Source organism: Streptococcus oralis (assembly GCF_019929365.1).
GTDB classification, from domain to species: domain Bacteria; phylum Bacillota; class Bacilli; order Lactobacillales; family Streptococcaceae; genus Streptococcus; species Streptococcus oralis_BT.
Window position 1 is genome coordinate 392,500 of the sequence record NZ_JAHZPH010000001.1, and the last position, 12,319, is coordinate 404,818.

Annotated in this window: 14 protein-coding genes; all 14 read right to left on the reverse strand. The window is 39.3% G+C overall.

Going from position 1 to position 12,319, the window contains the following annotated elements; translation table 11 throughout:
• Nucleotides 1-1,695: a lactose-specific PTS transporter subunit EIIC gene (locus K1I53_RS01990; protein WP_223327915.1), complete on the reverse strand. Its 1,695-nt coding sequence runs from the start codon at nucleotides 1,693-1,695 to the stop codon at nucleotides 1-3.
• The gene (locus K1I53_RS01995) at nucleotides 1,695-2,012 is read right to left on the reverse strand and encodes a PTS lactose/cellobiose transporter subunit IIA (RefSeq protein WP_001078319.1); all 318 of its coding nucleotides are present in this window, start codon (nucleotides 2,010-2,012) and stop codon (nucleotides 1,695-1,697) included. Before K1I53_RS01995 ends, K1I53_RS01990 begins: the two co-directional genes overlap by 1 nt.
• A 35-nt stretch (nucleotides 2,013-2,047) precedes the next feature.
• The gene (locus K1I53_RS02000; RefSeq protein WP_223327917.1) at nucleotides 2,048-2,884 is read right to left on the reverse strand and encodes a PRD domain-containing protein; all 837 of its coding nucleotides are present in this window, start codon (nucleotides 2,882-2,884) and stop codon (nucleotides 2,048-2,050) included.
• A gap of 235 nt (nucleotides 2,885-3,119) precedes the next feature.
• On the reverse strand, nucleotides 3,120-4,100 hold the full coding sequence (gene lacD / locus K1I53_RS02005; RefSeq protein ID WP_223327919.1) for a tagatose-bisphosphate aldolase: 981 nt from the start codon (nucleotides 4,098-4,100) through the stop codon (nucleotides 3,120-3,122).
• A gap of 1 nt (nucleotide 4,101) precedes the next feature.
• Entirely contained in the window at nucleotides 4,102-5,031 is a 930-nt protein-coding gene (locus tag K1I53_RS02010) for a tagatose-6-phosphate kinase (protein WP_223327921.1), read from the reverse strand.
• A gap of 10 nt (nucleotides 5,032-5,041) precedes the next feature.
• Entirely contained in the window at nucleotides 5,042-5,557 is a 516-nt protein-coding gene (lacB, locus tag K1I53_RS02015; protein WP_001216904.1) for a galactose-6-phosphate isomerase subunit LacB, read from the reverse strand.
• A 30-nt stretch (nucleotides 5,558-5,587) separates the two neighbouring features.
• Nucleotides 5,588-6,013 carry a galactose-6-phosphate isomerase subunit LacA gene (gene lacA, locus K1I53_RS02020; protein WP_000029277.1) on the reverse strand — a complete coding sequence of 142 codons (426 nt, stop codon included), beginning with the start codon at nucleotides 6,011-6,013 and terminating at the stop codon, nucleotides 5,588-5,590.
• A gap of 291 nt (nucleotides 6,014-6,304) precedes the next feature.
• Nucleotides 6,305-7,201 (reverse strand): aldose 1-epimerase family protein, encoded by an 897-nt coding sequence (locus K1I53_RS02025; protein WP_223327923.1) that lies wholly within the window; start codon nucleotides 7,199-7,201, stop codon nucleotides 6,305-6,307.
• 107 nt (nucleotides 7,202-7,308) lie between these two features.
• Entirely contained in the window at nucleotides 7,309-8,784 is a 1,476-nt protein-coding gene (locus K1I53_RS02030; protein ID WP_000382509.1) for a PTS galactitol transporter subunit IIC, read from the reverse strand.
• A 44-nt stretch (nucleotides 8,785-8,828) separates the two neighbouring features.
• Nucleotides 8,829-9,134, reverse strand: coding sequence for a PTS sugar transporter subunit IIB (locus tag K1I53_RS02035; RefSeq protein ID WP_000590563.1), 306 nt, complete (start codon nucleotides 9,132-9,134; stop codon nucleotides 8,829-8,831).
• 37 nt (nucleotides 9,135-9,171) lie between these two features.
• Nucleotides 9,172-9,648, reverse strand: a complete 477-nt coding sequence (locus K1I53_RS02040; RefSeq protein WP_185758199.1) for a PTS sugar transporter subunit IIA — start codon at nucleotides 9,646-9,648, stop codon at nucleotides 9,172-9,174.
• A gap of 218 nt (nucleotides 9,649-9,866) precedes the next feature.
• Nucleotides 9,867-10,556, reverse strand: coding sequence for a sugar phosphate nucleotidyltransferase (locus K1I53_RS02045; RefSeq protein WP_223327925.1), 690 nt, complete (start codon nucleotides 10,554-10,556; stop codon nucleotides 9,867-9,869).
• Between the two features lie 11 nt (nucleotides 10,557-10,567).
• A complete protein-coding gene (locus tag K1I53_RS02050; protein WP_223327933.1) occupies nucleotides 10,568-11,446 on the reverse strand; it encodes a DMT family transporter in 879 nt (292 codons plus the stop codon).
• The gene (locus K1I53_RS02055; protein ID WP_223327935.1) at nucleotides 11,436-12,305 is read right to left on the reverse strand and encodes a phosphotransferase; all 870 of its coding nucleotides are present in this window, start codon (nucleotides 12,303-12,305) and stop codon (nucleotides 11,436-11,438) included. Before K1I53_RS02055 ends, K1I53_RS02050 begins: the two co-directional genes overlap by 11 nt.
• Nucleotides 12,306-12,319: the final 14 nt, after the last annotated feature.

The window sequence follows — 12,319 nt, forward strand, 5'->3', positions numbered from 1 at the left end:
TTATTCTTCGAACTGCGCTTGAACAAAGGCAAGAGCGCCTTTTCCATCACGAGTCAGTTTAATGTATTGGCCACCTTCTGTCTTAGCAAGTTTGATACCAAGTTTGTCGGTTTCGGCCTTCATGTCTTCAAAGTTTGAAGCAACTTGAGGAGCAAGGATAACCAGATCAAACTCTGGCAACATTTCACGGTGAGCTCCATAGCCACCAGCTGCTGCTTTAACAGGAACATTGTACTCCGCAGCTGCCTTGTTTAGAGCATTTGCAAGGAGACCACTTGTACCTCCTCCTGCACAGAGAACGAGAACATTTGTTTCTTCTGTGATTGTGTTTTGCGCTGCTTCTACACCAGCTTTTTCAAGAATAGCATCTGCTTTGGCAGTGTTGAAGTTTGCTGCTACTTTTTCTTTCAATTCATCATTGACTTTACCAGAACGCTCTTCTTCTAGAATTTGTTCATCATAAACCTTGAGGAATGGGTAGTAAATGGCTACGTCAACAAGGATTAACAAAGCAGCAAGTACAAATGACAAGAATTGGAAGTTTGTACCGAGAACAATACCGAGCGGACCTGGTGTTGTCCAAGGAAGGTTGGCTGTAAATGAGTTCATGCCAAGCGTCTCAATAAAGAATTTAAAGATCCATACGTTGGCAATTGGCGCAAAGATAAATGGAATAAAGAAAATTGGGTTCAAGACAAGTGGTGCACCAAACAGAATTGGTTCGTTAACTCCGAAGAAGGTTGGTACTACTGACGCACGTCCGATCGCACGGTTTCGTTTCGATTTGGTCAACCACATGAACATGAATGGAACAACCAGTGTTGCACCCGTACCACCCATGGTAACGATAAACATTTGTGTACCTGAAGTAAGGATCTTGTCTGCATGCATCCCTTGTTGGAGAAGGTTTAAGTTGACTTCAGCATTTGCATAGGTAATCGCTGCGATTGCAGGCTCGACGATGGAAGGACCGTGGATACCCACAAACCAGAAGAAGGCAAAAGCTCCAAAGATAATGGTAATACCTAGATAACCATCAGCAGCAGAGAATAATGGTGCAAAGAATTTACCGATTGATTCAGCTACGCTTACTCCAACAAATTGACGTGCAAGTAAATCAAGAACATATAGAGAAACAACTGAAAGAGTGAATGGAATCACATCTTTAAAGACTTGTGAGATATTGGGTGGAACTTCGTCAGGCATACGAATGGTAACGTTATTCTTAACACAAACCTTATAGATGGCTACAGTAACAAAGGCAGCAAGAAAAGCTGAAAGTAAACCTTTTGTCCCAAGGAAACCTGTCGCAAAGCCACCCTCAATCGGATCAGCCGCTAACATCAACAAACCGACAATCGCTGCCAACAGCGTTGACATATAGTTGATTTGGTTGGTTTTTTCCATGCTACGGTTTACTGAGTCGGTCAAAGATTTAGCTGTTGTACCAGCTACCAAGAGAGCTAGAATCCCCATTGAATAGCTATAAGGTTTCATGAGGAGATTAACAACATCATCAGACCATTTAAAGCCCCATGAGTTTGGTACAAAAGCAATCAAGATAAAGATACTTGAGAAGAGAATGACAGGCATACCAGCAATGAAACCATCACGAATGGCACGAAGATAGATATTACGAGATAGTTTCTCAAAGAAAGGCTTTCCTTTCTCGATAAAAGCAATTAGTTTGTTCATTACTTAACTCCTCTCTTGTAGAGTTCGATTAAATGGTGCATCAAATCTTTGAGCAAGATAGTTGTCATCAAGTGATCCTGACCGTGCATCATGGTTACACTATAGGCCAAATCTTCACCAGCTGCCTCCTTAGTCAAAAGGCTTGTTTGCGCGTGGTGTGCCTCAGCGATGCAACCACCAGCTTCCTCGACTAAGCTATCTGCTTTCGCAAAATCGCCAGCTTCAGCAGCCTTCAAGGCTTCCAATAGTTTTGAACGAGCATCGCCAGCATAGGCTACGATTTCAAAACCTAACAATGTTACTTCTTCTCTATTCATGATAGAATTCTCCTTATGTATTTTTAATTAAATTTTTATGACAGTAAACGTTGTATATGTAGAACTAGATAAACTCGTTCACTTTTATACAAATCAAGACCCGTATGTTGCGTAATCACATCATAAATCTTGGAGCCGACCTCAAATGCCTTTGGATAGGATTGTTTGATATGGTCTTCCATATCTAGAAGCGATTGATTATCATCTCTGGAACGGTCTAAATAATCCAAAAAATAGTTGAGATGAATCATAAAGCGATCATAGAAATGGTTATTCTCTTTGGTTCGTTGAATAGCGTAACTTTTCAGCACTTCTTCAACATTCCTGAGGATTTCTTTCCTCTTATCTATCGACTCAACCACTTGAACTTCGTTCTCCCCTTCGGCATTGATGAAATGATAAGCGATCCGAATAATTTCATCCTCAGGGAAATGATCTGTCAACTTCTGACGATAGATGTCAAAGGCTTCCTTTGCTATTTGAAAAGCGACAGGATACTTGGCAGAAATATCTGGCAGATTGCTATCCTTGTACCTTCCTTGTGTTAGAGCTTGATAAGAACAGTAAATATGATCTGTCAAGGTCACATAGAGATATTCTTGAATCGGATAGTGATATTTCTTAGAAAGATTATCAATGATCTCGTAGGTCACTGTGATAAAATCAAGCGGAACATCTTTGAGAAGAGCCATAAAGTTTTCTCTGGACTCTTCTGTCTTCATCCGAAAGATTTTCTCAACCTGATTTTCAGCAATCAAATCCCCCTTCTTCTTTCCAAATGTAATCCCTTTACCAATTACAATCACCTCTTCTCCTTTATCATTTCTGACAAGTGAAACATTGTGATTCATTGGATTTAGAATTCGATACATGTCAACCTCCTTTTATATCTTAAAGGTATATGAGTACAAAAAATGACCACAAATGAACTAGAAAATCCTTTGATTTCTAATCCACCTGTGATCATGCCTAATATTACTTAGTAACACTCACCTTGTATTAACTTGTGATTTAAGTATAGCACAAGTAAGTTATTTTGTAAACCTTTACATGTAACTTTTTTTAAAAATTTTTTTAGATTCATGTTCCTAAACTAGGAGGAAGATTTTACACGCGTTCTTTCCATGAAGTCGCTGTTGTTTGAAGAACCTTGTTGAGTTCGTCAATGTTCTCAAATCCAGTTGTACGCAACCACTCACGAGCTGCTGCCTCACCATCTTTGATGTAGGCTTCAACTGAACCAGCCCAGGTTGCACGGCCGCAAAGAACTCCGTTGAAGTTTGCACCTGATTCGTGGGCAAAGACAAGAGTCTCTTGGAAGAGTTTAGCTGACACTCCCGCACTCAAGTAGATGTATGGAAGATTTGTTGCTTCGTCTTGAGCTTTGAAGAAGGCTGCTGCTTCTTCGCGTGTATGAACGATTTCACCTTCGCCAAAGCCTTCAACGTATTTGACGTTAACTGGAACTTCCACTTTCAAGACATCAATGTTGAAGCGTGGGTCTGAGAAGACCTTCATGGCACCGATAACCTTGTGTGGTTTTACTTTTGCGTATTCTGCAGAACCTGCGTCAGCGATTTTTTCATCGTAAGCGAGGATTTCAAGGAAGAATGGGATGTCTTCCGCCACACACTCAGAACCGATGCGTTCGATGTAGGCTTGTTTTTCTTGGTTGAGTTCGTCAGAGCTGTCTACATCGTAGTAAAGCAAGAATTTGACAGCATCAGCGCCTTGTTCTTTGATGCGTTTTGCAGACCAAACATCCAAGCAGTCTGGCAAGCGTTTGGTGCTTGTTGTGTCGTATCCAGTTTTCTCATAAGCAAGGAGAAGACCAGCATTTGGAGCAAGCGCTTTTGTAGCTGGAAGTCCATACTCTGGGTCTAGAAGCATAGAGGATGCGTATTTTGTCAATTCATCTGCAACCAAGACTTTGAGTTCTTCCATTTGATCCACTGTTGGCTCTTCTGTTTGATATTGAGCCATGAGGCGTTTCAAAGCACCACGTTGGTCAAAGGCAAGAGCTGAGATGATTCCATTTTCATCTGAAAGTTTTTCTAAGCATGCACGTTTGTTTTCTGTTAAAGCCATTTTATACCTCTTTTACTATTAATTGATCATATAAAGCTTGATAGTTGGCCATGTTCACATGACCTGTCATTTTTTCTTGAGCGTTGAGCATACCAAGGACATTTGCCTTGATGAGGAGTTCTGCATCCGATTCCTTATGAAGAAGTCCTGATGAAATCCCTGCCACAGTAGAATCACCAGATCCAACTGGATTAACTACTTGAATTCTCGGAATATCTACCTTGTAGAAAGTATCTCCATGTTTTGCAAAAGCACCATTTGCACCAAGTGAAACGATAATCCACTCAATCCCTGCAAATAGAGGCTCTTGAAGAACTTCTTTTAATTCATCCAAATCCTCAGAAACTTCTCTTCCTAGAAGCTGAGACAATTCTTCGTTATTTGGTTTGATTACTGTTGGTTTGTGTGGTGATTCAAGAACCGCCTGAAGAGCGGCACCTGAGCAGTCTAGAACAACTGGTTTTCCTGCTTGATTAGCAAGCTCTACTAAGCTTGCATAATAGTCAACAGGAAGGCCAGCTGGCAGACTACCAGAGATGGCTACTACTTCCACAGTGTCAAGAAGATTTTCGAAATGAGCCAAGAAATCTTGCCCTTCTTGTTCCAGAACTTCGGGTCCTTTTTCAAGGATTTCTGTTTGGTTATCTCCGTGCAGAATAGCGATACAGTTACGAGTCTCTCCTTGAATGGAGAAGAAATGTTTACTGACCTTATCGTCGATATGTTCTACCAAAAACTCACCAAGTTTACCACCAACTAAACCAGTAGCAGCAACAGAATCACCAAATTCTGAAAGAACTCGTGTAACATTGAGACCTTTTCCACCAGCTGTCTTGGTCACGTCTACCACACGGTTGACAGTGTCAATTTTCAATTCATCCAAAGGATAAGAAATGTCAATGGATGGATTCATTGTGACTGTTAAAATCATGCGTCACCTCTTAGTCGTGGTATTCACCGCGATCCCATTTTTCAAGGAATTCTGTAAAGAAGTTTGCATCTGCTTGATGAGCATTGTGAGTTTCAACGTGCTCGATTTTAGCAATTAATTTTTTGTTTTCTTCAGACGGTTTGTATTCAGCATTGATGAAAGCTTCAATGATATCGCACATGAGCAATTCGCCAGTGATTTTTCCACCAAATCCGATAACGTTGGCATTCAACTGTTCTTTAGCGTAAAGAGCTGTTGTCATATCACGAACCAAGGCAGAGCGTACACCTGGAACTTTGTTAACAGCATTATTGATACCTACACCGGTACCACAGATACATACCCCAAGATCAGCTTGACCGCTAGTTACAGCTTCTCCCACTTTTTTACCAAAAATTGGGTAGTGTGTGCGAGCATGGTCGTAAGTACCAAAATCAATGACTTCATGCCCTTTTGATTTCAAAAATTCTGAAACCGCCATTTTTTCATCTGTTACGATGTGGTCACATCCAATTGCAATTCTCATTTTTATCTTACCTTTCTTACTGTAATCTAATTAGCACATTTTGTTCAACATGTCAACACGAATCTGGTGACGACCACCGTCGTATTTACCGTTAACAAAACCTTTAGCAATGTTTTTAGCCAATTCGTCACCAACAAGTTGTGCACCCATAGTGATCATACGTGAGTTGTTGTGTCCACGAGTCATATAAGCTGAACGTTCGTCAGATACTTCTGCAGCAACCATTCCTTTGATTTTTGTTGCGACCATAAATGGACCAGCACCATAAGCATCAATCACGATACCAAGATTTTGTTCTTCTTTGTTTACTTCTGCAGCAACAGCAAGAGTCACATCAACAAAGTCTTGACCTTCAGCTGTAACATCCACAACGTGGAAGTTTTCTTTTTCCAAGAAGTCTTTCACAACTTCTTTCAATCTCAAACCTGCAGCATCTGCACCGATAACAATAGACATATTGTATACTCCTTTTTATTTTTCTAGGCTAGTAAAGACTTTTATAGTTAGCAGTTTACCTACAAAAGACTTTCTAGCAGTTTAGTGATAAATTTGATTGAATGAGATGAATATCACCTTATCCAAGTCCAGGAAATCAAGTTCCTAGAAAGAAACTTTCTCTGCGATAGAGAATATAACAAGTGGTTATTTGTTTGTTGCAAACATCATTTGTTGTTTACAAACATAATATACTCCTATTTTCAGAAAAAGTCAACAGTAAATGTTTGTTTTTGTGTTTTATTTTTTAATCTAAAAGACTTCAATATCAAAGCCAATTTGATCCACTTGACCAGGTTCTAAGAGACGAACGTTTTTCTTATCTTCTAAATGATCTCCTTCTTCAAGAGATGTTGACAAGCCAGACCATGGTTCAAATGCAATGAAAGGTCCCTTATTCAAAGTTGACCAAATGATGAGATTTGAGAACTCTTGGAAGTGTACTTTTAATCCCTTCTCATGCTTGCGCGAACGAAGGGCAATTGTTCTGGATTGCAACTCATCCAAAGTCACTGCATCAACACTAAATAGATCGTAACTGAGGCCCACTTCCTTTTGTGAATCCAACCATGGACTTCTATCTTGGAAGTCTAACATTCCCGTTTCTGGGAAAGGACGTGGAACAGAGCAAGTCTCTTCTTTTTCAAACTCTAAATAGTAATCTTCATAGACGTCATCATCGAGTAGAGGACAATTAAATCCTGGATGTCCTCCTATAAAGAATGGCATTACTTTATTCGTTTCTTTATTAAAGATTTTGTATTGAGTACGAACAGTCTTGCCGGTCACTAGATAAGTGATTTCAAGACGAAAATGATAAGGATAGTTTTGATAAGTATTCTCATCATCTTCGATAGCAAAAGTTACACTGTTTTCTGTTTGATCAACTAATTCAAATTCTTTTTTACGGACCAAACCATGGCGAGGAATGCTTCCTTTTGTTTCTGTTCCATCTTCGTGGCTATAGAAGGCTGTATCCTCTCTTAAAGAGCCACAGATTGGAAAAAGTACTGGCGCTTGTCCACTCCAGTAAGTGGCATCTCCTTGCCACAGATACTCAATGCCTTCTCGATCCTTGATCGACGACAAGGCGCCACCTAAGGTTTTAAATTGAACCGTTAACTGGTCTGATTTGATTTCAATTACCATAATGTTCTCCAACTATTTTTAGATTTTTATATAAAAAACTAGGTTGTCACTCCCAACATCGGAAATTGACAACCTAGTTTTTACAATTTACATTTTATAGGAGCGAATTATTTAGCATTTGCTGCGTATTCTTCGTTACGTTTGATCATTTGTTTTCTATACCAAGCAAAGATACCTACATAGAATACAAGGAAGGCTGCTGCACCAAGGATTGCTTTGATATCACCTGTTGTAGCATTACCGATTGCCCAACCAAATAATTTTTCGATTGGTCCTTCAAGAGTTGAGTGAGTGATCAATTGAGTTTGGCTCACACCTTCTGGGAAGGCACCTACACCTTTAGCAAGTTCAGTTGCAAATGGAGCGATAAGAGTACCTGAAAGAAGGAAGAGTGGCAACAAGAGTGTTCCGAAGATAATCATACGGAGCAATTTACCACGAGTAACAACCAAGAGAGCTGGAGTTACACCCATAGCGATGATACCTGCAAGTGGCAAGATACCATTTCCGACGTTTGAAAGAAGCACTGCTTCTACTAGCATGATTGGAGCAAGTACGTTGGCACAAGCCCAGATTTCAGCACGACCAGCGATGAAAGGCCAGTCAAGACCGATGTTGAATTTACGTCCTTGAAGACGTTTAGTAGCAACGTTTGTGATACCTTGTGAAAGTGGTTCTACGGCTGCGATGAACCAAGATCCGATAAGTGAGAAGAGCTCCAAGCAGACACCGGCAGTCAAACCAAGGCTCAACCAACCTTTAATAACAAGTTCCCATTTATCAGCTCCTTCTACACCTGCAACTGGGTGTGGAGTTCCCATCAAACCAATAACGATACCAAGGATAAAACCGATGAAGAATTTAGAGCCCCAGAAACCGATTTTCTTGTTCAATTTTGCAGCGTCAAAGTCATATTTATCAAGACCTGGCAATACTTTATCGAAGATCTTATCCAAAACCATGATAACTGGGTTCATCATGTAGTTCATGTGAGTTGAAGTCATTGGTGATGAACTTGGTGCATTAAGAAGGTCGTCGAATGTTGGTTTCATCAAGTCAGAGTTGATGATTTTCAAAACACCTACAAGGACAACTGCTGCAGTTGCGATGAAAAGTGAAACCCCTTGGCTAACTCCATTGTTGTCTGCGTACCATTTGATCAAAAGACCAGTGATTGACAAGTGCCAGATATCGAAGATATCGACATCAAGTGTGTCCGTTTTCTTCATAGCAAGCATCACAACGTTGACAATCAACATCACAAGCAAGAAGTAAAGTGTCCATGCAGAGCCCCAAGTGATCGTTGCAAGCGGTGCCCAACCAACGTCAGTGATATTCAATTGGATACCAGTGTTTTCAACGAATTTCGCAAGTGATGCTGAGAAAGCTCCGTTGAGCATACCGATGATAGCACCGATACCAGTAAGAGCGATGGCAAGTTTGATACCACCTTCAAGCGCTTTGGAGAATTTCACTCCAAATAGTAAGGCCAATACTGTCAAGATGATCAGCATGATGATAGGACCACCCATTTCCAAGACTGGCTTGAAAATCTTATTGGCTAGTTCGATAATGACATCCATAATAGTTCCTCCCTTTATTTTTATGGAATCTTACAAAATAATAATTAGCTTAGTCCGTGTTCTTTGATAGCTGCCTCAATATTGTCAAATACAGGAGCGCTCATTGCTGGAATACGGAACAAGATTGGTCCAGCTTCAATAACTGGAATACCTGGTTCAAAGCCAAGGTCAGTTGCAGCGATTGGTGTAAAGATATCGTAGCCTTTCATAAGGTCTTCATTCACATCTTTTACCATAACTGCATCACAGTGAACATCGTAACCACGATTTGAAAGCTCTTCTTCAAGAGCACTTTTAATCTGGTGACTTGAGTTAACACCTGCACCGCAGGCAGCGAGAATTTTGATCATTTGGATTTCCTCCGATTTATTATTTATAATGTACGATTTAAGCTGTTGCTTCAGAGATATAGGCATACAAGGCTTCTGGTTCAGAAATATTTGATAAATCTTCTAGGTGACCATTTCCTGTAAAGAAGTCCATCAACTGAGCAAGAATGTTGGTTTGACTCGAACTTGAATTGTTAATGATAAAGAAGAGTAGAGATACTTCCACTTCCTTATCAGGAGCAATCATATTGTGAAAAGTTACTGGTTTTTCTAATCGAACAACCACCACTTTCTCAGCCAGATTATGAACAATATCTGTATGAGGAATCGCTACATTTGGCAAGTCCTTTCCCAGAAATTCCATATCTAAGCCAGTCGGAAATGACTTTTCACGCGTGATCAAGGCTTCACGATAAGTTGGAGTTACTATCTTTCGTTCTTCCAATAAGGTTGCTACCTGATCAAAGAGTTGTTCTTGATTATCCGCTTCTAAGCAAAACACGAGGTCTTTGTCAAAGAAATGATCTAATCCCATAACAGTTTCCCTTCTTTCAATTAACTTTTACGTTATAAGTATAACACTATATGAAATCGTTGTCAATACTTTTTGTTTTATTTTGTTTCTTTTTTGTTGATTGTGTTTTGTTAATTAATTATAATCATTATCAAACAATCTTTTTGAATTCTATTTTCGTGCATTTCAAACAAAAAAAGACCAAAATGGGTCTTTCTGTTACTAATTTCTAATGTTATTTAGTTAATGGAAGATAAAATTTCTTCTAACTTTTGATAGTCCTTAACACTATCAATTTCATAGATGCTGTTGCCTTCTAATTCTTCGACATACACATCTAATTCTTTGATATTATCCTTAACCATATTGTCCCAATAGAGATCAACAAATTCGCCGCTTGCATAGGCTTTGTCAATAAAGCCAACAATCTTTTCTGCAGTTGGAGCATCCCAGAATGATACGCCGCTCAGAATACGACCAGCCTTGCTATCAACGATGATGTCTTGAACTTTATAGTCATCACCATAAACCAAGAACCATTCATTCTCACAGTCTTCACGATAAACACTGAAATAGGTAGAACGTTCAAGATTATTTCTAAACATATTTTTGAAAAGATAATTATCCGCATCAATAACATAGCTGTTAGCTAAATCTTCTTTTACAAGGTAAAGTGAGTAAAAGTTGTTGTAATCAGCATACTTGTCGTTGAAGACTAAACGAACACCATATTTTTCTTTTAGGTAGTCAAATTGTTCTTTGAGGTAGCCAACAACGATAATAATCTCATCAATTCCTCTCTCTTTCAAAAACTCGATTTGGTATTCTACCAAAGGTTTTTGGTTGACCTTAATCAAGGCTTTGGGGGTATTTTCAGTCATAGGACGCAGACGAGTTCCCAACCCCGCTGCCAAGATAATTGCTTTCACGCTATTCTCCTTTATTCTTTAATAATAATATAAACACCAGCCATGACAACAAGCGATGTAATAATGGTCACCATATCGAGTGGTGTTCCTAAAAGCATTGCTGAGAACAATACTGTCCAAACGACATAGCTTACGTTCAAACCAGTTGCTTTTGCTGGCTGCAGACGATTGATAGCAATATAGTAAGCTAAGTAAGAAATCATATTACATGCTGCAAAGACTAACATCAAACCCAGCAATTGTCCATCTGCTACTTCTGCAAATGAATGATGAGAAAAAAGGACAATGACAAGGTATGACAAGAATGAGGTTACTTGGCGGATTAATAGTGCTTCAATTTCACTTAATTCACTTTCCATGGCGTAGGAACTAAGAACACTCTCACTTCCCCAAGCGATGGCACAAACTAATGCACAAAGAATTCCGATATAAAAAGAATTAACCTGCTCAACTTTATAAGTCTGGGCAATAATACCAGCGATAATCAACAAAATACCAAACACAGTATTCTTAGATACCTTGTGTTTCAAAATAAAAAATGCTAGTAAAACAGAAACTGCTGGGTAGATAGCTGATACTGAAGATGCCAGGGAACTTCCGATATACTTAACCGCATAAAGATTGGCCTGCATTCCTATAGGTCCAGCTAGCAAGGCTCCAATAATAACACTGACATTTCGAATATTTAGGAAGATTGACAAGCGAACTTTCCCTTCTCTAATCAAGAGAAAAGCTAACAAGATAAAGATACTCAAGAAATCATGAGCAGCCGCCACTACAAAAGGAGAAAGATTTGTAAAAATCGAAAAGATATAAGAACTAATTGTCAGACCTAGCCCCCAGAAGATACCCGAGAGCAGACCAAAAGAAACACCATTTTTATCCTTCATCCAAACCTCCATAATAGGTCAAACCATCAACAGCTCTTTGGTAGCGACTCACACCATAATCTCCAAAGTCAGCGCCTTGATCTTCTTTGTACACTGTCCACAAACTCCAGATGGTATCTTGCAAGATTTTATAGATACGAATCTTCTCACGTGATACTGGAGTTTTGTCACTCTCATAGTAGGTTAGAAAATCTTCTTCTTCCTGATTTGTAAATTCAGACTCCAAAAAGAGAGCTGCCAAATCCCACATCGGGTCATTCATAGAAGAGTATTCCCAGTCGATCAAATACATGCGTCCTTGGGGTGACTCGATAAAGTTTTCTGGAACCAAATCAATATGACAAGACTTTTTGTCAATACCTAAGTCAGCCAATCTTTTCTCTAGTGAAAATACTTCTTTTCTCACGGCTTCATAGTTGGCGTAAGGGATATTCCCCTCAATCAAGGATTCGTATTTTTTGATTTCTTCAAACGGAGCAAATTCCCCTCTTAGTTCTTTACCTGATGCATGAATGGTCTGTAGAATCGGGGCAATCTTTTCAAACTTAGTCTTGATTGATGTTGAATCAAGAGTTACTGCTGATTCAATGTACTCATTTACCTTAATTCCTGACTCTATATCAAAGAGATAATTCTTGACATCAAGATTCAAATCTTTCAACAATTCAAGATTGTATTTTTCATCTTGACGATTGATGAGCTTTTCAGTCCCTTTTCCGAAAAATTTAACGATATAGGGTTTGGATGTTGTTTTAACCAAGTAGTTTTGGTTGGTCATGCCACCCAGTTGTTCAACACTGAGGACTTCCTCTTCTTCAGATAGCAAGGAAGAGATTTTTTCTTTGATGAGTTTCTCCACAATTAGCCTCCATC